This is a genomic window from uncultured Senegalimassilia sp. (assembly GCF_934636665.1).
In the GTDB taxonomy this organism is placed as follows: domain Bacteria; phylum Actinomycetota; class Coriobacteriia; order Coriobacteriales; family Eggerthellaceae; genus Senegalimassilia.
This window is the reverse complement of record NZ_CAKUAT010000014.1, coordinates 16,998-39,018: the sequence shown is the minus strand read 5'-3', so window position 1 is coordinate 39,018 and position 22,021 is coordinate 16,998. Positions and strand designations below refer to the sequence as shown.

18 protein-coding genes are annotated in these 22,021 nt (G+C 64.2%); 4 read left to right on the top strand and 14 right to left on the bottom strand.

Annotated elements, in window-relative coordinates:
• Positions 1–4 precede the first annotated feature (4 nt).
• The 10 genes from Q0G75_RS06805 to serS all read right to left on the bottom strand — a co-directional run bounded on the left by Q0G75_RS06805 (position 5) and on the right by serS (position 10,253).
• Positions 5–676: a hypothetical protein gene (locus tag Q0G75_RS06805; protein WP_294415156.1), complete on the bottom strand. Its 672-nt coding sequence runs from the start codon at positions 674–676 to the stop codon at positions 5–7.
• A gap of 326 nt (positions 677–1,002) precedes the next feature.
• Entirely contained in the window at positions 1,003–1,953 is a 951-nt protein-coding gene (locus Q0G75_RS06800) for a hypothetical protein (protein ID WP_294415159.1), read from the bottom strand.
• Positions 1,954–2,376: 423 nt separating this feature from the next.
• The gene (locus tag Q0G75_RS06795; RefSeq protein ID WP_294415161.1) at positions 2,377–3,141 is read right to left on the bottom strand and encodes a TM2 domain-containing protein; all 765 of its coding nucleotides are present in this window, start codon (positions 3,139–3,141) and stop codon (positions 2,377–2,379) included.
• 10 nt (positions 3,142–3,151) lie between these two features.
• Positions 3,152–4,033, bottom strand: a complete 882-nt coding sequence (locus tag Q0G75_RS06790) for a TVP38/TMEM64 family protein (protein ID WP_294415164.1) — start codon at positions 4,031–4,033, stop codon at positions 3,152–3,154.
• Between the two features lie 22 nt (positions 4,034–4,055).
• Entirely contained in the window at positions 4,056–5,000 is a 945-nt protein-coding gene (locus tag Q0G75_RS06785) for a PRC-barrel domain-containing protein (protein ID WP_294415167.1), read from the bottom strand.
• Positions 5,001–5,088: 88 nt separating this feature from the next.
• Positions 5,089–5,583, bottom strand: a complete 495-nt coding sequence (locus tag Q0G75_RS06780) for a YtxH domain-containing protein (RefSeq protein ID WP_294415168.1) — start codon at positions 5,581–5,583, stop codon at positions 5,089–5,091.
• 168 nt (positions 5,584–5,751) lie between these two features.
• Positions 5,752–6,744, bottom strand: a complete 993-nt coding sequence (locus Q0G75_RS06775; protein ID WP_294415171.1) for a hypothetical protein — start codon at positions 6,742–6,744, stop codon at positions 5,752–5,754.
• Positions 6,745–6,774: 30 nt separating this feature from the next.
• Positions 6,775–7,272: a hypothetical protein gene (locus Q0G75_RS06770; protein WP_294415173.1), complete on the bottom strand. Its 498-nt coding sequence runs from the start codon at positions 7,270–7,272 to the stop codon at positions 6,775–6,777.
• Positions 7,269–8,906, bottom strand: a complete 1,638-nt coding sequence (locus tag Q0G75_RS06765) for a hypothetical protein (RefSeq protein ID WP_294415175.1) — start codon at positions 8,904–8,906, stop codon at positions 7,269–7,271. Before Q0G75_RS06765 ends, Q0G75_RS06770 begins: the two co-directional genes overlap by 4 nt.
• A 54-nt stretch (positions 8,907–8,960) precedes the next feature.
• Positions 8,961–10,253: a serine--tRNA ligase gene (serS, locus tag Q0G75_RS06760; protein WP_294415177.1), complete on the bottom strand. Its 1,293-nt coding sequence runs from the start codon at positions 10,251–10,253 to the stop codon at positions 8,961–8,963.
• A gap of 195 nt (positions 10,254–10,448) precedes the next feature.
• Between serS and Q0G75_RS06755 the strand changes: the two genes are divergently transcribed.
• The gene (locus Q0G75_RS06755) at positions 10,449–13,073 is read left to right on the top strand and encodes a molybdopterin-dependent oxidoreductase (RefSeq protein WP_294415179.1); all 2,625 of its coding nucleotides are present in this window, start codon (positions 10,449–10,451) and stop codon (positions 13,071–13,073) included.
• Between the two features lie 320 nt (positions 13,074–13,393).
• On the top strand, positions 13,394–13,591 hold the full coding sequence (locus Q0G75_RS06750; RefSeq protein WP_042432175.1) for a DUF6724 family protein: 198 nt from the start codon (positions 13,394–13,396) through the stop codon (positions 13,589–13,591).
• A gap of 136 nt (positions 13,592–13,727) precedes the next feature.
• Here the strand turns inward: Q0G75_RS06750 and Q0G75_RS06745 are convergent, their stop codons facing one another.
• Positions 13,728–14,624 (bottom strand): acetamidase/formamidase family protein, encoded by an 897-nt coding sequence (locus Q0G75_RS06745; protein WP_294382586.1) that lies wholly within the window; start codon positions 14,622–14,624, stop codon positions 13,728–13,730.
• Positions 14,625–14,722: 98 nt separating this feature from the next.
• Positions 14,723–16,768, bottom strand: coding sequence for a protein kinase (locus Q0G75_RS06740; protein WP_294415181.1), 2,046 nt, complete (start codon positions 16,766–16,768; stop codon positions 14,723–14,725).
• A gap of 300 nt (positions 16,769–17,068) precedes the next feature.
• Here Q0G75_RS06740 and Q0G75_RS06735 point away from each other — a divergent pair, with 300 nt between their 5' ends.
• Together Q0G75_RS06735 and Q0G75_RS06730 are read left to right on the top strand one after the other, a co-directional pair.
• Positions 17,069–18,490: an FAD-binding oxidoreductase gene (locus Q0G75_RS06735; protein WP_294415183.1), complete on the top strand. Its 1,422-nt coding sequence runs from the start codon at positions 17,069–17,071 to the stop codon at positions 18,488–18,490.
• A 160-nt stretch (positions 18,491–18,650) separates the two neighbouring features.
• Complete coding sequence (locus tag Q0G75_RS06730) at positions 18,651–19,808, top strand: DNA/RNA non-specific endonuclease (protein WP_294415185.1); 1,158 nt, start codon at positions 18,651–18,653, stop codon at positions 19,806–19,808.
• 150 nt (positions 19,809–19,958) lie between these two features.
• On the opposite strand, the gene Q0G75_RS06725 is transcribed toward Q0G75_RS06730, so the two are convergent.
• Together Q0G75_RS06725 and Q0G75_RS06720 are read right to left on the bottom strand one after the other, a co-directional pair.
• The gene (locus Q0G75_RS06725) at positions 19,959–21,038 is read right to left on the bottom strand and encodes an HNH endonuclease (RefSeq protein WP_294415187.1); all 1,080 of its coding nucleotides are present in this window, start codon (positions 21,036–21,038) and stop codon (positions 19,959–19,961) included.
• Between the two features lie 149 nt (positions 21,039–21,187).
• Entirely contained in the window at positions 21,188–21,892 is a 705-nt protein-coding gene (locus tag Q0G75_RS06720; protein WP_294415189.1) for an SOS response-associated peptidase family protein, read from the bottom strand.
• Between the last annotated feature and the right edge of the window lie 129 nt (positions 21,893–22,021).

Genomic DNA, 22,021 nt, shown 5'->3' with positions numbered 1-22,021 from the left:
GATGTTAGGAACGCGGCAGCAGGTTCGCCTCCAACGTGGTTTTCAGCTGCTTGCCCGCCGCGTTCGTTATCACGCGGTTCGCAGAGAGGTCGGCGACGGCCACCCGAAGGTCGGCCCAGCCACGGATGCCCAGGGCGAAGTTCTTGCGGAAACGCGTTTTGCGCACCGCCTTCGCCGCTTCCTGGGTGCAGGAATCCGCAACGATCACCAGGGATATGGCCGAGGACATATGGTTCGGCTTGGGAACCACCTTTTTGAGCCCATCATGTTCCATGAACGACACAAGATCGCGCACCTGAGTTTCATCCAAGGCATCGGCGAGGACGAAGAACAGATACTCATGCGTGTCGACTTCCCATAGCTTCGCGCTTTTGACCAGCACGTATTTTTCGCCATAGGAATGGAACTCGGCATACCCGGGGAAGGTGCGGCCGGCGTACTCGTATCCCCGTCGCACATCGAACCATTGCTCGTGTGCAGCGAGAATACGCTTCAGCACCAAGTGTTTTTCGTCCTTTGCCCGGGAGGGTTGCTCCTCGGACCGAAGGGCTGGCTCCCCAACGCGCACGGCGGCCTGTTCCTCCGCCTCACGCCTGGATTTTCCCGAAGCATCCGTCTGTTCGACTGGATGGTCGGTGCCTTTGACACCTGTCTGAATAGCCGTTCGATCGCTCAAAAACCCGCAAACTCCTTCAGCATCTTGCCTAGCTCCGCGTCTTGCGTGCTTTTTCATTGTAGTGCTTTAGTAGGATTTTGGAGGCCGAAAATGTACACATTTTCCAAAATATCGGTGAATAGTACTCATGGTTAACATCGAAAACCATATGGTTTTGCGCATATGCACAAAACCATGAAAACGTAAAGGCGCCCGGAAGGCGTACCTTCCGGGCGCTTGGTTCTGCTGCGTTGCCGGGGCCTGACGGCCCGCCTGCCCGCAAACCTTGCGTGATGGCTAGGCGCTTGCGGCAACGTTATGGTTTTGCCTTCGATCAGGCGGGGATGCTAGTCCTCCCAGGCGAAGTCGGCCTCGCCGTTGAACACCTTCAGGGCGTCGGCAACGGTGTAGTCGGCCAGCGTGATGGCGCTGATGGCCTTCGTCAGACGAACGGCCTCGTCCAGGCTGCGCTGGTGGATGTTGCGGCCGGTGGCGTTGCCGTCGGCGCCGCCCACGTGGATCTGGTCGTGCAGCTGGGTCAGGAACGTCTCGGCGTCAACGGTGGAGCCGCCGGCGCAAACCAGGCCCGTGCGGCCTGCGGCCATGGAGGCGACCTTCAGGGCCTCGGCGGCCGTACGCTTGTCGTCGCCCTCGGGCTTGGGCGGGTTGACCTTCACGAAGTCGGCGCCCAGGCACAGCGCGACGCCGGCGGCGCCCGCGATCAGGTCCGGGTCCTTCTCAGCCGCGACGGCCTTGCCGCGCGGGTAGATCCACAGCACGACCAGCAGGCCGTTGGCATGGGCGGCGGCGATGAGCTCGCCGGCCTCGGCCAGCATGGTGGATTCGTACTCGCTGCCCAGGTAGATGGTGTAGCCCAGGCCCACGATGTTCACGCCGTTCTCGCGCATGGCGAGCACGGCCTCCAGGTCGTACAGCTGCGGGCTGTACGGATCTTCCTGGGCGGTCTTGACCAGGTTGGTCTTGGAGTTCATCTTCACCAGGTAGTTGATGTTGGGGTAATCGGCGGCATACTGCGCGATAAGACCACGCTGGCCAGCCAAAACGCCGCACACGCCCTGATCGCCGATCTTGAAGAGATGCTCCGGCTCGGCATCGGCGATGTCGATGCCCTCGCCGTAGAAGTCCTTGTTCAGGTGCTCAACCTTCTGGTCGCACGCGAACAGCATGAGGCGGCCCGTGCCACGGGTGGCCTTCATGTAGTTGTCGACGTACGTCTCGCGGACGTCTGCCAGGACGTCGGCAGGCACCTTCACCTGGTCGCGAGTGATCTTGGGCATGATGTTCCTCCTTATAGGATGCAAGTTCCAAGAAAAACGGCGCAGCACGCGCCGCATGTCTGGATTCATTTTAACGAAGCAGCAACCCCGCCGCGCCTATCCACGGAAAAAAGCCGCGACCAATCCAGCAAGCGACCACTCGCCGGACCTTTCCCACCGCTGAGGACGCCAGGCGCAAGGGGCGTTCGCCATAGCCCCTCCCCCAACAAACTCAGAGACAGAAAGCAAAGCCTCCGGGGATAGAAAGTAAAAACATCCGGGACGCCAGCAAAGTCAGCGAGGGGCCCTGCGGTGCGTCGTATCGCCCTGAAGCAAGCAGGCATTGGCCTAAGGGCCATGCCTGCGCAGCTGAAGGGCGAGACGGCGTGCCGCAGGGCCCCGCAGCGTCGAGTCAATCCGCCTGCCGGCAGGCAGGCGGAACCGTTAGAACCATTCTCGTTTATTTATCACGTACATCTGCTCGAACTCGGTTTGGGACTTCGAGAGGTAGAAGATGCCCTCGACGATGGCGATGACCCAAATGGCCCATGAAGCCACCGACAACGTGAGGATACCGCCGAGGATGGACGTGCCCAGCATGATGAAGCCCGAGGTGTTATAGCCCAGGTAGAACTTGTGCACGCCGAGCCAGCCCAGGAACAGCGCGAGCAAGCCTGCCGCCACATGGTCCTTTTCGCCGACCGCGGGCGCGGCGTAGGGCTGCTGATACCCGTATTGCGTCTGCTGGCCGTACGGGTTCTGCGGCGGCACGGACCCGTAGCCCGGCTGCGCGCCATACGGCTGCTGGGCCGCCTGCGCTTGCGGCTGAGGTTGTGCGTACGGCGACCCTTGCTGCGGCGCGGCGTACGACCGAGCCGGCTGCTGGACGCCAGACTGCGTGGCATAGGGCTGGCCCTGCGCCTGTTGCGCATCGGGCTGCCAAGCGGCTGCCGGCTGAGTCGGCTGCTGGGGCTGCGGTTGCGAGCCAAACGACGCCGGCTGAGCCGGCTGAGCGGCATACGACACCTGCTGCGCTTGCGCGTACGGCTGCGGCTGAGGCTGGGTCCCTTGCGGAGCAGCAGGCGCTGCCTGCGGCTGTTCGGACGCCATGCGCAAACGCGCGGCATCAAGACGTTCCTGTGCGGCCTTCAGCTCCGCCTCGGCGGCGGCCAGCTCGTCGGCTGCGCTGCGTTCGTTCATCGGATCCATAGCGTTTCCCTTACCTTTTCTTCCCCAACTTCTCGACCACACCCATCAGCTGCTCGCGGAAAATCACGCACACCACCGCGACCACGGCGAGCACCCCGAGTATGACGATGCTCTGCCACACGTTCCCGTCGACCAGGCCGCTTGCCGCGTACGTGGACACCAAGATGCCCGGGATGCGGCCGATGTTGGACAGCAGCAGGAACGTGCGCATGCGCATGTCGGTCAACGGCACCAGGTACGTGAAGATGTCCTTCGGCATGCCGGGGATGAGGAACAGCACGAACACGATGAGCTCCAGCTTGCCGGACCGCTCGAAGCGATCGAACTTATCCATCCACTTCTCGGACACCATGTCCTTCACGAACGGCGCACCCAGGCGGTGCACCACCATGAACACGAACGCGCTCGACAAGATAGTGCCCAACAAGATGACCAGACTGCCGACCCAAGGACCGTAGAGCATGCCGGCGGCCATCTGCGTGGCCTCGCCGGGGATGAACGCCACCACGATCTGCAGGAACTGCAGCGCCAGCAGGATAAGGAAGCCCATGGGGCCGGCGTTGCGCACGCTGTCGATGACCTGGTCGATGCCGCCGGGCTCGAACATCATGTGGATGTACGGCCACACCAGCCAGCTGACCAGGCTTACGATGCCGATGAACGCCGCCAGGCCCACGATCTTGAATATATCGCCGCGGCGCACGGGCCTGCCGCGCACCTGCGTTTCCTCGTTGGCCTTCTGTTGCAGCTCTTCCTTGCGCTCGTGCGCGCGCTCGCGAAGGCCCTGATGCTGCCTTTGCTCGCGCTTCTTCTTACGGGCCGCCTTGTTCTTGCGCTTGACGGCGCCCCTTTTGCGAGTGTTCGATTGCGCCCTTGCTTCCTTGCGCTTCAATTAGCCCACTTCGCTTCCCGGCTTAGTCGCCGTTTCGTGCCTTATCGTACTCATCCTTGAACGCAGCGAACATGTTCTTCTTTTTCGGGGCGGCCTTCTTCTTGGCGCTTGAAGTCTTGCTCGAAGAAGATGCCTTGCTTGCAGAAGCAGCCTTCTTCTGCCCGTCCGACGGGGCCACGGCCTTGTCGTACTCCGCCTTGAAATCCTGGAACATGTGCTTGGACTTGCTGATCTGCTTGCCCGTGGCGTACGCGCCCTTGTTGACCGCCTCGCCGGTTGCCGCAGCCGCCTTGCTGACCACGGGTTTCGCCTTGTCGACGGTGGTTTGCACCTTGTCGACGGCGACGGCGGTGGCGGCGCCGGCCTTCTCGGCCACGCCGCCCTCGCTGTTCAGATTCGCCACCTGGGAGGAAACGAGCATGGCGCCGAGCTGCACCTCTTCGCCCTCCACGCCCTCGGCGCCCATATTGGCCAACGCGGCGCCCATGCCGCGCTTGAAGCCGCGCACCATGTCGGCGGGGATGGTGCGCTTGCCCAGCAGGGCGTTCGACGTTGCGCCGTTATCGGTTTCGAAGCAATCCACCGTGCCCGTGAGACGGTTGAACGTGACGTTGCCCACGATGCCGTAGCACTCGCCATCCTCGCTCATGACGGGAAGGCCCACCCACAGCACGCAGTCGTCCCAGTTCAGACCTTCTTTCTTGCAGTAGGCCTTGCCGCTTGCGGCGGCATCGGGGCGGATGATGACGCGGCCGTCCACCAGGTCGTAGCCGTCGATGGGGACGAACACGTCGGCGCGATGGAACATCCATAGCAGGTCGGGACGCTTCACCACGAAGCCGATGACGCGTTTCTCCTTCGGGTGGAACACGAAGCGGCGAATCTTGCCGATACGCTTCGTGCCCTTCTTGCCGCCCAGAACGCGCGTGCCGGTCAGCTCATGGGTGGTGATGAGTTTGCTTGCCATGGAAATCCCCTTATACAGCATGAAGCGGCGCGCCGAAACCTGCCTAGGGCCGGACACGCCGCTTCGGTATCACGATTGGAATAGGATGCTATTCAGCCTTCGGCTCCTCGGCCTGCTCAGCTGCCTCGGCGACCGCTTCCGCAGCGGGCTCGACGGCCTCGGCCACGGCCTCGACGACCTCCTCGGCCACCTGGCCGGTTTCCTCGGCGTTCTTGGCCACCTGGGAAGCGATGCGCTGACGCGCCGCCTCGATCTTATCGCGCAGCTCGTCGTTGTCCTGGGTGAAGGACGGCTTCAGGTTGCTGGCCACCTCCTGCACGCGGGCAGCGGCCTGACCGGCCACTTCCTGGCCCTTGGCCTGCACGGAGGAGGCGACCTCCTGGCCACGGGCGGCAGCGCTCTGATACATCTGCTGAGCGTTCACGCCGGCGTCGGCGCTGATGTTCTGCGCCTGGCCCCAGGCCTCGTTCACCTTTTCGGCCACCATGGTGCGGGCTTCCTGACCCGTACGGGGAGCGCACAGCAAAGCCGCCACGGCACCAACGGCTCCACCTGCGAGAAAGATACCAAGTTTGTTGCTCATCACGGCCTCCTAAATATGCGGGACGATCATCTGTGCTGCCATTATACGAGCAAGCCAACAAGGACTCGTCGACTTTCCAATACCTGCAGAAAAAGGTTGCCTTCTTGTTAGATTGCGAAGGGCCCGGATAAAGCTCGGAGGCCCGAAAGGCCCCCACTATCTGCCGATTTACGCGTCCAGCGCGCTTTCGACCAGCTCGTTGAGAAGGTTGGGCAACGTCAGGCCCGCGGCCTTGGCCGCCTGCGCGAACGGGGCCTCAGCGGAGAGGCACGGGTTCGCCACGGCTTCCAGGATGATGGCCTGCGCGCCGTCCCAGGTCAGATCGATGCAGCCGCAATCGCGCATGCCCAGAGCGCGATAGGTTTCCAGCACCGCGCGCTCGATTTCGGCGCGGATGGCCTGGGCGTCCGCCTCGCTCGGGGACAGCGACTCGTTGCGCACGGGAACGTGCAGCTCGACGGCGTCGGCGGCCTGTCGCGCTGCGGCGTCGTACCAGCCCTCCTTCGCCACGATCTCCACCGGAGGCAGAGCAAAGGCGTTCCAGCCCGTGCCGATGACGGGCACGCACAGCTGCACGCCCTCGACCCACGGCTGCACGAGTGCGCGCTCGCTGATCTTCAACGCCTCGCGCAGCGCCTCGGCCAGCTGCTCGGCGTCCTCGACGCGGGACACGCCGTGGGCGGAGCTGCCGGACGCGGGCTTCACGCACAGCGGAAAGCTGTCGGGGAAGCGGCTTTCCACCTGGGAAAGCGCCGCTTCCATGCCCCACAGCTCGAACGCGCGGCGCGAGAACGTCAGCGTTTGCGGAACCGTTGCCGTGACCAGGTCCTCCGTGAGGTTATGGTACGCCTGGAGCACCTCGGAAAGCGACGCCTTGTCGTAGGCGAGGCGGCACACCGCCGCGCTGCTGCCCACGCACGGCAGGCCGATCACGGAGAGCGCATCCTGGATGTCGCCGGATTCGCCGTCGCCGCCGCGCAGACAGCTGATGGCCGCATCAGGCTGCGCGCGCAGCAGATCGTCGATGAGAGAGCCGTCCGCCTGGAAAAGCTCGGGCTCGTGCTCGGCTTCCTTCAGGGCCGCCATCACGTCGTTCGCCGCGGCAAGCGAGCGCTCGGCCTCGAACGCGCCGCCTGCGATCACCGCTATCTTCAAGCCCATCTCGGGCCTCCTTCCTTTATATGTTGCGCGTTAGCCGCGCAGCAGCTTGTTGAGAAACGCCACGGAATCCCGCATGGCCCTTAGGGCCACCAGGTCGTCGGCGAAGCTCACATCTATGCGAGCGATGCCCGCCGCCTCGTCCAGCCATTCGCTGGTGCCCACGATGGGGCGTTCGCGTGTCGAACCCGTCACGGAAGGCGGGGCGCCCGGCATGGCGCCGGGCAGCGTGCCCCACCGCCCCGATTCCGCACGTACCTGCAGGTCAACCACCAAATGCTCCAGCAAATGCGGCAGCGGGGTGCAGTCCATGACCGCCGCGAAGGTGGTGCCGCGCTCGTTGACGCAGGCATGCTGCGCCAACGTGGGGACCACGTCCAGCACGCGCGACATCAGCTGGGGCGAAGTTGTGCGCGGCGCGGCGCCGAACGCCACCCGGCACACCAAGTGCCCGCGCCGCACCTCCATGCGCTCGACGCGGATGGAGCCCGCCGAAGCGTCCCCGCCCGCGCAGGCGCCATCATGCATCATCGCAGCGACCCGTTTTTCAGCTGCTCAAGGGTCACCGCGTTGCTGCCCGCCGACTCGATACCGCCCTCGGCCACCGCGCCGGTGAACCCTTGCGAGCCGGAGCCGCTGGAGCCATCGGCGGAATCGCCCGTCGCATCCGCGCCGGCAGCATCGCCGTCAGCGGTTTCGCCATCGGAGGCTTCGCCAGTGCCCGCGTCGCTCGACGCGTCGTCCGCGGAGGACGCGTCGGCGTCCTGAGCCGGAGCCGAGCTTGCCGGCGCCGCCACGGCGCCTTCGCCCGGCGTGCGGTCGAGCACCGTTACGCCGTCGACGGCCTCCTCGCGCGGGGCTTCCTTGCCCTGCAGCCCGGTGATGAGCTGGCCGAACTGCCAGCCGATATCGCTGAACAGGTTGCCCCAGAACGAGAATCCATCGCCATCGGTGATGACCAGCTCGCTGCGATCGGCGGAGAAACGGTAGCGCCCCTGCCCCTGCAGATCGCCGAACGTGAACGTGATGGTCTTCGCCCCGGTGTCGAGCGTGTAGCCGTAAGCGACGTCGCTGGTCAGATGAATCTCCTGGCCATCGACCGTCACCAGGGACGTTGTGCCGTTCGCGTACCACGCGCCTTGGAAGTCGGCGGCGTCGTCGTAGCGAAGCCAGCGGCCCCACGAGAACGAGCCCACCGTGACCACCACCACGGCGATCGCCACCAGCACGGCGACGATGGGCCAGGTCAGGTGCAGCTCGGACAGGTTGAACGGGAGCTTGCGCGCCGTTTCGCCGGCCTGTACCCCCTCGCCGGCTTCCCCACCTTGCGCGGAGTCGCCTTCGGCAGCGCCCTGAACTGCGACGTCGGCGCCTTCGCCTTCCCCGGTGCGCTTGAGCATGCGCTGCCGCCGCTCAAGCCTGCGCTTGGCGGCCTCGCCGGCGATGGCGGCACGGGCGGCATCCTTCGCTTGCTCGGCATCGGCCTCGGAGACGGTCCCCTCCACCTGCTTCGCCTGATCGGAAGCGGTTTTCTCGGCCTTCGCGACCGAGAAGCGCTTCAGACGGCGCTTCAGCGCGGCGCCCTTGCCTTCCGCCGCGGAGGCCTGCTCGGCAGTCGCAGCGGATTCCCCGGGCGCAGACGCCGGGGCATTCCCGTCCCCGCCCGGCTGCACCGAGGGGACGTTCAACGGCTTGCGCGCCTTCGTCGGCTTGCCGGTCCCGCGTTTCGCCACGGAAGGCCTGGACGGTTGCGAGACCGAAGGCCTGGTTGGCTGCGGGGCGGATGACCCCGCGGGTTGCGCAGCGGGCTGTCGTGCAGGCTGAGAACCCGAAGCCCCCGCAGGTCGCGAGACGGGCTGCCGTGCAGATTGCGCAGCGCCTGCTTCCCCAGCCTGAGCCGGGGCCGCCTGGTTCGCCGCCTGGTTCTGCTTCAGGCGCGTCGAGCTTTGCGGCATGGCGATACGCCGCTTGGGCTTGCCCGGTGCCGCCACCTGGGCGCCTGCCTGATTCGCCGCGTTCGCGGCGGCATCGTTCGACGCCGCCGCGGCCGCCTCGGGGCGCACCTCGGGACGGGCGACCGCCTTGCCCTTAACGGAAGGGCGCGCCGGTTTGCCCGGCGCGCCCTGTTCGTTATTCTGCTTCGGTGGCTTTCGTTTCGTTACCACGTGCAAAATACCTTATCTACGTGCAGTTTTCCTTCAGAAGGCCATACGCCGGCTTTACGCCTGGTCGCCGATGACCTCGATGCCGCCCATGTAGGGGACCAGCACCTCGGGGACCTTGATGGTGCCGTCGGCCTGCTGGTAGTTCTCCATGATGGCAGCCATGGTGCGGCCCACCGCCAGGCCGGAGCCGTTCAGCGTGTGGACGTAGCGCGAGCCCTTGAAGTTCTCGGGGTCGCGGTACTTGATGTTCGCGCGGCGCGCCTGGAAGTCGACGCAGTTCGAGCAGGAGCTGATCTCCTTGTAGCTGTTGTAGCTGGGCAGCCAAACCTCCAGGTCGTAGGTCTTGGCGGCGGAGAATCCGATGTCGCCGGTGCACAGGCTAATCACGCGGTACGGAAGGCCCAGCTGCTGCAGGATGTTCTCGGCGTCGTTGACCATGGCCTCCAGCTCGTCGTAGCTTTCCTCGGGCTTGGCGTACTTGACCATCTCCACCTTGTCGAACTGGTGCACGCGGATGAGGCCGCGCGTGTCGCGACCGGCGCTGCCGGCCTCCTCGCGGAAGCACGGGGTGTAAGCGCAGTAATGAAGCGGCAGGTCGGAAGCCTCAAGCACCTCGCCGGAGTGGATGTTGGTCAGCTGCACCTCGGCCGTGGGGATCAGGTAGAGGCCCTCACGGGTTTTGAACAGGTCGTCCTCGAACTTGGGCAGCTGGCCGGTGCCGGTCAGCGTGTTGGCGTTGGCCATGGCCGGGCACCACCACTCGGTGTAGCCGCGGCTGGTGTGCGTGTCGGCCATGAAGTTGATGATGGCGCGCTCCAGGCGTGCGGCCTGACCGCGCAGCAGGACGAAGCGGCTGGCAGCCAGCTTGACGGCGCGCTCGGGCTCGAGCATGTGCAGGTCGGCGCCCAGGTCCCAGTGCGGCTTCATCTGGATGCCCTCGGCCTCGAAGTCGCGCGGGGTGCCCCAGCGGCGCACCTCGGGGTTGTCGTTCTCGTCATCGCCCACGGGAGTGGTGTCGGCCGGCATGTTCGGCGTGCGCAGCAGGATGTCGTGAAGCTCGGCGTCGACGGTCTCGCGCTTGGCGGAGACGGCGGCCAGCTGGTCGTTGATCTCGCGCACGCGCTCCTTGGCGGCCTCAGCCTTGTCCTTCTCGCCGGCGGCCATCATCTGGCCGATGCTCTTGGACGTGGCGTTGCGCTCGGCCTGCAGGGCCTCCTCCTCGGTGATGGCGGCACGACGGGCTTCGTCAAGTTCGGAGAAGCGCGACGCGTCCCATGAAGCATGACGGTTCTTCATCGCCTGGGCGACGGCTTCCTGGTTTTCGCGAACGAACTTAAGATCTAGCATTGCGCGCTCCCCTTCTATGAATCGGTTGTAGTAGAGCAGTTTCCCAGTATAGCGCAGCGAACGCGCGTGCGGCGTGGGCGATAAAGAGCCTTCACGGGAGCGGCATGCGAAGGCGCAGGGATTGCAGCTATGTGATAACGGCGCAATAACAAGCGCATGCAGAGGCACGCGAAGGGCGCCGGCGATAATGGGAGCATGAAAACGATCACGAACATAGCCGACCGGCTGTTCCGCAAGGTTGAGCCGGTCGATTCCGCTTTCGGAAGCGAAGCTGCCGAAACCTGCGCGCCGGCGTTTTGCGCCATCGACTGCCCGGGTCGCTGCCCGCTTGAGCTGCACCTGCGCGACGGCGAGCTGACGCGCGTGTCGGCGAACAAGGCCGCCCCTGCCTGCCACCGCGGGCTGTCCATGCGCGCGTGGGCGAACAGCCCCGACCGCCTTATGTGGCCCATGAGGCGCGTCGGGCCACCGGGTTCCGCGCAGTTCGAACGCGTGACCTGGGACGAAGCGCTTGACGAGATAGCCGACCGGCTGGCCCGCATCCGCCGCGAGCACGGCAACGAGTCCATCTACCTGGCCTACACCACCGGGCAATCGTGCACCACCGCCGACCCGTTCGAGCGGCTCATGAACTGCTTCGGCGGCTTCCTGGACCACTACAACAACTACTCGAATCCGCAGATCAACGCCATGGTCCGTAGCATGTACGGGCCCGGTGCGCTCTACCCCGGCGGCAGCGAACTCGATGCCGCCGCCGATGCGCGGCTCGTGCTGGTGCTCGGCGCTTCGCCGGCGGAAACGGGAACGGGTCGCGCCACCTGGCACGGCGCCTGGGACCGCGTGGTCGAGCAGGTGGGCGAACGCGGCGGACGCATCGTGATGGTCGACCCGCGGCGAAACGGCTCCATCCCCAAACGCAAGAAGTCCGCGAGCGGCGGCGAGCGCGAGGGACAGGCATCAGCGCTTTGCGGCGCGGCGCTGCCGGGCAGCAGCGAACCCGAAGGGCAGCTGGCGGCACCCGCTTGCGATGGCGCGCTGCCGAACGACGCCGCGTCGAGCGGGGAAACCGTTTCCTGGTTGCCTATCAACCCTGGGACCGACGGCGCGCTGGCGGCGGCGCTCCTGCACGAGCTAGCGTTCGTGCACAACGCGCTGGATTGGGACTTCTTGCGCGAGCATTGCATCGGATTCACCGACGAGACGCTACCCGAGAACCGACGCGGCCTGGGGCTTTCCGTAATGGATTACCTGCGCGGCGCCGGCTACGACCACGTGGCGAAAACGCCCGCGTGGGCCACCGCGATCACCGGCATCGCCGCGAGCGATATTCGCGAACTTGCCGCGCAGCTTGCCACTGCACGGCCCGCGTTCATCATGCAGGGGTGGGGTCCGCAGCGTCGCAGCAACGGCGAGATGACCAGCGGCATGATCATGATGCTGGCTGCAGCGCTCGGACAGGTAGGTCTGCCCGGTACGAACAACGGCACGAACATCGCTTGGGGCGGCGGCTTCCTCACGCGAGTTTCCGCAGGTGATAACCCTGTTCCCTTCCGCATCCCGGCGTATCGGTTCCTCGATGCCATCGAGAACGGCGAAGCGCTAGGCGCGCGCGAGGGCGTTCGCGGGCTGCCGGAGGAAGGTTCCGGCGCCGCACATCTTCCCTGCAGCATCAAGGCGATCATCTGCCACGGCGGCAATTGCCTGACCAACCAGCACGGCGACGTCAACCGCGCGCACCGCGTGCTAGGCGACCCGTCGAAGTGCGAGTTCATCCTGAACGTGGACGTGGAGTTCACCGATTCCGCGCGCTACGCCGACATCGTGCTGCCCGACCTGTTCCGCATGGAGCAGGAAAGCGCGATGGACGCCGACGCCTGGGGCCGGCGCATCGCCGTCAGCACCGGGGAGCTGGGCGCGCGCTTCGAGCGTCGCGGCGCATGGGAAATGTGCTGCGACCTGGCGAAACGCTGGGGAATCGAAGACGCGTTCACCGAGGGGCGCACGGAAGGCGAGTGGATTCGCCGCCTGTACGAGAGCGACCGCGAGCGCAGCGCCGGACTGCCGGCGTTCGACCGGCTGATCGAGGAAGGGCTCGCCTGGCGGACCGACCGCAACAAGCCGTTCGTGGCGCTTGCCGATTGGCGAAGCGACCCCGATGCGCATCCACTCGACACGCCATCGGGCAAGATCGAGCTGTTCAGCGAACAGCTCGCCGCCGTGGCCGAGGCGCTGCGCGGCGCACCCGACGAGGGCGCCATCACGCCCATCCCCACCTACGTTCCCGAATGGGGCCCGGCGGAGTTCGCCGTCGAGCAGGCTGCGGACAACGGGGCGCGGGAACCGGGCGCTGGGCTATGCGCAGACGGCCAGGGGAGCAAATCAGGCACCGACCTTCCCACAAGCAGTCGCCGAAGCGAAGCAATCGCCGAACCCGCCTGCGACCAGCCGTTTCGCGTGTTCGGATTCCATAGCGTCGCACGCATCCATTCGTCATGGGGCAACGTGCCCGCGGTTTCGCGACATGTGCCGCAGATCATCTCGATCAACCCCGCGGACGCCGACACGCGAGGCATCGCGACCGGCGACCTGGTGGAGGCGTCGAACCGTTTCGGCACGCTGCGTCTTCCCGCGCACGTCACCGATGACGTGATCGCCGGCACCATCGTCATGCCGCAAGGCGCCTGGTGGCAAGCGGAAGACGCCGGCGCCGAGCCCGTCGATGTTGGCGGATGCATCAACACGCTCACCACCAGCCGGCCCTCGCCGTTGGCGTTCGGAAACCCCCAGCACACCTGCTGGTGCCGCCTCCGCAAACCCTGACACATGGGGACGGAGGCTTATCTGTCCGAAACCAACCGCTCCGCCCAGCGGTTCGGCGGCCCTGCCCTGACGGTTCGGGGGCCGAGGCACAAGGGTTCGAGGAATCAGAATCCGAACCACGGCCCATCAAGGTCGAGCTGCCAGGACTCAAAACGCAAGGGTTCAAGACACCGATCCCATATCCCTTCGAGCTGTTGCGGTTTGTTGCTGATCGTTGGTTGTTCTTCGTTCTTGGCACGACCGGAGCGGAAACGGTGTAGTATACTTTGGCTTTGTAATACGCGCCCTCGAGCGCTTGCGAACGAACCGTTAGGAACAGCATGGATTGGATCGGCCTGTACCACTTTCTTTTCGAGACATATGCCGGCATGGGCATTATGATCGGTGCGGGTCTTGTCATCAGCCTTATCGCATGCATCATCATGGAGCGTCGCACCCGCAAAACGTTCGTCGACCGCCCGAAAGGCAAGGACGACTGGTCCTTCTTCGACGATGACGACGAGGAAGATTCCGAATAACCACGCGGCGGCCACTCACTCACACCTGCCGCCGAACCGCCCCGCAACGCCAATACGCGGGGCGGTTTCTTTTTGCCCCAACGCAAAAGCGCCCGCAAGCACAACGCTTGCGGGCGCTTCGTTTCCCAACTTGCCGTTACAGCGCGAAGCCGATGGCATCCAGCACGTACTTCGGCACCATGAAACGCACCGTCTTCTGCGGGTCCACCATCTGGCACACCTGCACGTCGGCGACCAGCGACAGCAGCATGACCAGGTCGGCCTCGGACTCGTTCGTGCGAGAAGCCAGCAGGTCGACCATCTGCTGAACGGCCAGCTCAGCGGCCGCATCCAGCGATTCCGCGGACACGATGATGCCGAAATGCGTGTCGTTCTCGATCAGCGGGTTCACCAGCTTCAGCTCGGGCAGGGCCGTCAGCGTGACGGTGGCGTAGCCTGCAACCTCGGCGCCGGAGACGCTGACCTCGCCGTCGCCCATGGCAGCGTGCATGTCGCCGCAGCCGAACAGCGCGCCGTCGACCGCCACGGGAAAGTACAGCGTGGCGCCGGTGGTGATGGCCGTGTTGTCCATGTTGCCGCCGTGGCTACCCGGCGTGCCGCAGTTCACCGGCTCGCCCTCGGGAGCCACGCCGATGACGCCGATCATGGGGCGCAGCGGGATGTTCAGGCGCTCGTCCCAGGCCAGCGTGTTGCCCTGGATCTTGCAGTAATGCGTTGCCCACTCGGTGAAGCGATTGCCGCAAACGCCCTCGTCCTGACCGGTGGCGGAGCAGGTCTGCTCATCGAACTCGATGTTCTCGATGCGCACCTTCAGCGCGCCGCCCGCCTTCGCGCCCTCGACGAACACCGGGCCGGTTGCCGGGTTGATGGCATCCCAATCCAGGTCATCCATGGTGTCCTGAGGACCGGTCAGCTGGTTGCTGAAGCAGTCCTTCGTACGGATGCGCACCGTCTCGCCGGACTTCACGGTCAGCACCGGCTCAAGATCGCGGTCGAAGGAGAACAACGTCTTGTCGTCGTTAAGCTCGATCATGGGTTTCCTTCCTATCCATGTAAGGCCGCGGCACCGCGCCGACGGCCGGTCTTTCGATATCGCGCAACGCCGCTTCGCCCGAACGTCGGGAGCGGAAGCTATTCGTCGCTCTCGTCATAATACTCGGGGTCGGGCAGAAGATAGGCGGCGAACAGCATAATGCCCGCGGAAACGACCAACGAGGCAACATCGACGGGGTCGGTGAAGGCGGATGCGGAAGGAGACCCGCAAACCGCCGCCAAAACGAACCCGGCAACCAGCACCGCCGCGCCCGCCAGCACGCCGAAGGACGCGAACAGCCGCGTGGGGCGCCAACGCAGCAAGGCGCACGCGCCCGCCGCCAGCACCCAGCTTGCCGCCATGATCCACGTGCCCGGCTCCGTCAACATGGCCGCCATCCGGTCGATGACCGCATCGCTTGCGAAGGCCGCCGTCGAGAAATGCCAGGTGGAAAGCACATCCCATCCCATGAACGAGGCGCTTCCCAAGCTTGCCAGCATAAATCCACACAGCACTTGGAAGGCCGCGGTCGCCATCGCCGCAACCGGGCGCAGCGCAAAACCCGCCGCAAGCGGGCCAAGCGGCCCCAACCCGATCGCGCCGGCAAGCGGCGTCGCTAACGCGGCGTTCGCGGTCGCATCGCCCGCGCGGCCCAGGTACCACCACCATACGCCGACGCCCGCCAACAGCACGCAACCCGCAGCGGGCACGCCGCACATCACCAGCATGGCCGACAGGGAAACGAATCCCAAAAGCGCACCCAGATGAGGTCGAAGCGCTCCGGCAAGGGTGACAAGCAGCAACAACCCCCAGAACAACGGGTTGGCGAACCCTTCGGTCTGCGAGATGTTCTGCAACGGCAAAAACGCCAGCAACGCCGATCCCACCGCGCCGCACGCGTGCGAGCCGAGAAACAGCAGATCGGGCGTGATACGGTCGCGCAACGGGATGCCGGGCTCGCGATGCTGCGGCTCAGGCTCCTCCTCTTCTTCCGGACCGACGACGATGTCGGCCAGCTCCGCACGGCCCTTCACCGGGTCGCCCAAAAACGGCGAAAGCTCCTCCGCGAAATCCGCCACCGTCTCGTAGCGCTCCTCGCGCTCAGGGTCCAACGCGTAGAAGATGGGGTCGTCCGCGGCCGGGTCGAGGTTGTCCCAGCACAGCGATGGCAGCACCAATTCGCCATCCTCGATGGCCTCCTGCGCCTGGAACAGGTTCGGAGCCAAGAACGGGTTCTCGCCCGCAAGCATCTCGTACGTCACCGACGCGAGCGCCCACTCGTCGCACCGCGCGTCAAGGTTCTCCTGGCGCATCTGCTCAAGCGGCATATAACCGACGGTGCCACCGCCGGCCACGCCGAACCCCTGCGCGTCGGCCAAGGTCGCCAAGCCGAAGTCGGTCACCTTCACCTGGCCCGATGCGTTGATCAGGATGTTGTCGGGCTTGATATCCAAGTGCAGCACGCCGTTCTCGTGCGCCACCTCAAGCGCATGCGCCACCGCGTCGAACACGGCGGCGACCACATCGAGCGTCAGCTGATCGTCGTGGTCGCGCAGCAGCTCGGTGAGCGTCATACCCTCGACGTACTCCATGATCAGGTACGCCGTGGAGTCTTGAATCTCGAAGTCGTACACCGCAACGATGCTGGGGTCCGACAGCATGGCCGCCGTGCGGGCCTCGTCCAATCCCGGGATGCGCGAGAGCGTGCGCACCAGCGGGCGGCTTGCAGGGTCTGCCGTATCCGTCAGGCTGACCGACTGACCAGGCAAAAGCTGGCTGGGGAACGAATCAACGCGCGACGGGCCCGCAAAACCCGCTTCCTCGGGCAAATCCTCCCACGGGGGAACGTCCGCCGGGTCGACGGCGGCCACCGAAGAAGCCGCGGATCCCGTTGCACGCGTGCCCGACGCGCCGAATCCTTGCGATCCGGCTGAGCTTTCGCCGTGTTCATCAGGAGAAACATCAAGCGCATCGGCCCCGGGAAGGGCGGCGCGCAACAACTCGGCCTCGGAGAGGGGGATGCATTTGATGGCCACCTTGCGCTGGATGCGCGTATCCCATGCCACCTGCACCGTGCCGAAGCCGCCGGCCCCCGCCTTGGCAAGGGGCTTGTATCGATTGAGTATCAGCTGCGTTTTAGTCATGCGCACATTATATTGCAGGGCACTGCAGCACGGCCGCACACCGGCGAATACGAGCGCCTTCCCTTCCCGCGCGAAAATTTTTCGAAGATACCCTACTCGGCACCTCGGATTTATGCGGGCATGCCTATCATGGAACGGTTATCAATGGCGCGACAACGCTCGGCGAAGCCGCAACGCACCAAGGTAGACGACGCCCTCGGCCCGCAAAACGCAACGCATGCGCATGCCCGTCCAAGGAGCACAGCCCACCGGCGCACGGCCAAGCCCCGCAGCCGCAAATGGAAACGCAAGAAGGCACGCATGACCGAGTACAACGAATTGACACCTGAGCTGGTACTGGAGCTCAAGGCCATTGTCGGCAAGGACAACTGCTACCTCGCTGACGACATCAACGAGGATTTCGCGCACGACGAGATGCCCATCTACGGCACGCACATGCCCGATGCCGTGGTGATGCCCGCGGACACCGAGGAAGTGTCCGCCATCATGAAGCTGTGCAATGAGAACCGCATCCCCGTCACGGTGCGCGGCGCCGGCACCGGCCTGGTGGGCGGTAGCACCCCGGTGCTCGGCGGCGTGGTCCTGTGCACCATGCGCATGGACAAGATCATCGCCTACGACATGAGCAACCTGAACGTGCGCGTCCAGCCCGGCGTGCGCCTGTGCGACCTGGCCGCCGACGCCATCGGGCACGGCTTCATGTACCCGCCCGACCCCGGCGAGAAGACCGGCTCGCTTGGCGGCAACGTCAGCACCAACGCCGGCGGCATGCGCGCCGTAAAGTACGGCACCACGCGCGACTACGTGCTGGCCATGACCGTGGTCCTGCCGAGCGGCGAAGTGATGCAACTGGGCCGTCCCGTGACGAAGGCGAGCAGCGGCTACAGCCTGTTGCACCTGATCATCGGCTCGGAAGGCACGCTCGGCGTCATCACCGAGCTCACCATGAAGCTGATTCCCAACCCGCAGGAGGACATGAGCTTCATCCTTCCGTTCGAGAACATCGAGGGCGCCATCAGCGCGGTGCCGAAGATCAAGCTCGCCGGCCTGAACCCGCAATCCATCGAGTTCATGGAACGCGACATCGTGGATTCCGCCGCGAACTTCAGCGGCACGAAGATCATCCCCACCAAGGTCAACGATCGCGAAGTGGGCGCGTACATCCTGGTCACGCTGGACGGCAACGACGAGGATGAGATCTTCCAGCGCGCCGAGGTGCTGGCGGGCATTGCCGACGAGTCGGGCGCCTTCGACACGCTGGTACTCAGCCAGCCTTCCGACAAGCGCGACGTTTGGGCTGTTCGCAGCGCGTTTTTGACCGCCATCGAAGCCGACACGCGCTTCCTGGACGAAATGGACGTGGTAGTGCCCGTGGATAAGATCCCGTCGTTCCTCAGCTTCGTGCTGGGCGTCGGCGAGGGGCACGGCGTGCGCATCCGCTCGTTCGGCCATGCCGGCGACGGCAACCTGCACATCTACTGCTGCGGGAACGAGGACATGGACAAGGACGCATTCCTGGAGCAGTCGGCGAAGGTGATGGAGGCCGCGTACGCCAAGTGCGCCGAGCTGGGCGGCCAAGTGTCCGGCGAGCACGGCATCGGCCACGCCAAGCGCACCTATCTGCGCGAGAACTTGGGCGACACCGCCATCGAGCTGATGGCCGGCATCAAGCGCGTGTTCGACCCCAACAACATCCTGAACCCAGGCAAGGTCTGCCAATAACGCCAGATCAAACGGCGATTCGGCTAGCATCAACGTTCCAGCGGCCCGCCTGCGCCACCTGTCGCAGACGAGCCGTTCCGTATACGGGGCGCACAAGCCCCACGCGACCATCAAACGCGTCCGCTACAATCGACGCGCAACGCAAACAGAAAGGCCGCCGTTGAAAGATACCCGCACGCTCCCGCTTCCCCAGCGCATCGCTGCAGCATTAGCGGCTCTGGCGCTGGCGTTCTCGTTCGCGCTTCCCGCAACGGGCTGCTCCATCAGCATCGGCGATAGCTCCACCGGCAACGGCAGCTCCATCAGCAGCACGTACGGCGGCTCCGGCTCCACCGGCTCCGACAGCGCGCAATCCGCCCAGGCGACCATCGCCGATATTCCCGCGTACACCGGTGCGCTGTGCATCGACATCAACCACGGCGAGCCCGGGTTCACGGCGCAGGACGAGGCGCGCGGGACGTTCATGCAGTTCAGCGACCTGGATTTCGAAGGCCGTTGCGGCACCGCCTTCGCGCGCATCGGGCCCGACACCATATCCAACGAGAAACGCGGCGACATCTCGCAAGTGCACCCGAGCGGCTGGGTGCAGCGCAAATACAGCTTCGTCGACGACGGCATGCTGTACAACCGCAGCCACCTGATCGCGCACCAGCTGTGCGGGGAGAACGCCAACGAGAAGAACTTGATCACGGGCACGCGCACCTTCAACGCGGTGGGCATGCTGTATTACGAGGAGCTGGTGGGCGACTACGTGCGCAGCACGGGCAACCACGTGCTCTACCGCGTCACCCCGCTGTTCGCCGCAAACGACCTGGTAGCGCGCGGGGTTCAGATGGAAGCGAAGTCCGTTGAGGACAACGGCGAAGCCGTGCAGTTCAACGTGTTCGTGTACAACGTGGAACCGGGCGTGGCCATCGACTACGTGACCGGCGAAAGCCGGGAATCGTCCGAAACCCCGCAGGTCACCAGCAAAGGCAACGCCACCATCACCACCGCAGCAGCAGCGCGAGCAGATAAGGCAGCAGTTGGAAGCGGGAGCGAGAGCGACGCCGACGGCGGCGACGGTGGCGACGCCAACGGCGGGAGCAAGGGGAGCAAGGGCAACGGCAGCGGTGACGGAGCCAGCAGCAACAGCACCGGCAACCAAAGCACATCCGAGCAGCAGGACTACATCCTGAACGTGAAGAACAAGAAGTTCCACAAGCCCGACTGCTCCGCCGCCAACGACATCTCAAGCGCAAACAAGCAAGACTTCACCGGCACTCGCGACCAACTCATAGCCCAAGGCTACTCCCCCTGCGGCATCTGCAAACCGTAAGTTGACATGGGGAGATCCTCGAGAAGCACGACGAGCAGCCGCTTATCAACGGATCACAGCAGATAGAAATCGCTAGGGAAACAAAAGAAAGGCAAAACGGCGCGGCATTCATCTTTCATCTAAGAGAAACGCCACGGCACTACTTCGGAATCAAACGCAACACTTAAAACGCTTGTACTTCGCGATAAGGAAATTCTCGTTCGGGCGCAACGCCTTCTCTTTAGGCAAAAACAGCGGCGCACCATCAAGATCTGCGTATGGTCCGTCCGAAATCCGCGAACTTGCTTCCAGACGCATCGAAGCAGGGTTAATACCCAGCAAATAGCTATCAAATAGCAAGTGAATATCGGAACGCAGCAAAATACCGTTCTCTACAACATTGCTCTGAGTTCCGCGGTAATCAAGGATATGCGCTGCCTGCAACACCTCGTTCGTATCGAACCCCGTAACCGCACAATGCCCTTCATAAGCCTTGAACAGGTCTTTTCTAAACGCTTGCTGCCCTTGACGCACCATACGACGAGCAACGGAAAAACGGCGACGGTCCTCTTCCATGCTTTCCGGATCGCCTACCCCATTCGCTCGAAGCCACTCATCAACCGCTACCGAATCCTTCATTTCGGCTTGCGGAGCCGCGCTCGCAAACAAATGCTCGGTCTCGGGCGTAACGGGCCCGTGCAAGGTAAACAACTCGTTCTCGGGATTGAATTCCTCAACGAATGCAAGAAAGCGCAGATACGAACTCGAAGACGAGTTCTGCTGAAGGAACACGCCAACGGGAACGCCATCCATCAAGCAATTCACCAGCTTTTGGTTCCATTGCATGTCGGTCGTTCCACCGGAATTATTTTGATGGGCCGAATAGTACAAGACCCATGTCCCATCGCCCAAATCGATTCGGGCACCGTCGTTGTTCTCGCTATATAAGCTGTTATAGGCAACCGTCACCGTTGCCGCATACCTATGGCGACTCGGCACATGGATCCCACGCTGCGCCACATGCGGGAACTCAACTCCAAGCAACTTCTTACCGTGGTATCGAGAGCCTATTTTCCCCGTTTCATTCATGAACCATGCATACAGGTTTCGATGGCTCTGGGGGTCATCTTCGAGAGGGATCAAACGTAACGCACGCTCGATCGACAGGTTCGTGTATGGAAGAAAGTCGTCAACGCACATCGAGCCATCGATGCGCGTCAGAGGAAACGGCACTTCCGCCGTTTCCACCATAGTCGATATGTTTGCATCTCTCGAAGTCATACTGCAATTGTGCCAGCGCCCACCCTGTTCGACAACAAGCAATCCGGCGGAAGAGGCCAATGCGAAGCTTCATTGCACGGCAGCAAGCCCCGACTCACAGCCCGCAAACGTCGCACCCCTTAGAACAACGTTCCCTGCCCGAACGTTACCGGGGCTGGCGGTTGCTCTGGGGCGGCCGTTAACGCGAACCTTTCACGATTTGCTAGCTTTTGCCAGTTGGCTACCAGGCTGGGCCATGGCGCGCACAGCCACCAACGCGCCTCGGCAAGCGTGAGCGTCAGGGGCATGCGGTTGTGCACGGGCGCAACACTGGCGTTCGGACGCGTGGTCACCACCGAGAAGCAGCCTTGCCCGCATACCGTTGCCAGCAGCAGCGGCGTGCCTTCGCCGCTTTCGAAACGGTACTGCTGCTTAATCTTCCGCCCCGTTTTCGGGCTGCGCACCGTTTGGGTTGCATGCGCTTCAAAGAAACCGCCAGTCACCACTACGCCACGACCTTGCACGATCGGTTGTTCCCACATGCCCGGGTTCGGCCCCATCGCCGTTTCCAAGCGCGTGTTATACACGGGACGTTGCTGCCATTCGACAGGAAATCCCCAGGTCAAGCGCTCAACAGCCAGCTGACTTTCCGGCCTGCGGACAATCACGTCAACGCCTGCGCCAGGGAACGCATCCTCGCCCGGCTCCACCTGCGCCGCCGCGCCTTCGCCAACCATCGGACGCGCAGGCCAATCGGGTTGCGCGTTCACGGGTGAATCCGCCTGCAACTCGCGCACGACTTCCGCAACCTCATCCCACGTAACGACCGTGAACCTTCTGCACACGATGAACCCCTACTCGAAAGGATTGCGCCAGACCACCGGCACTACCCCGAACTCTTCCTTGAACTGCTGCGTAAGCCCGAACGTCACGGGCTTACGCTGGTTGACCTTCAGCTCTTTAGTTATACGTTT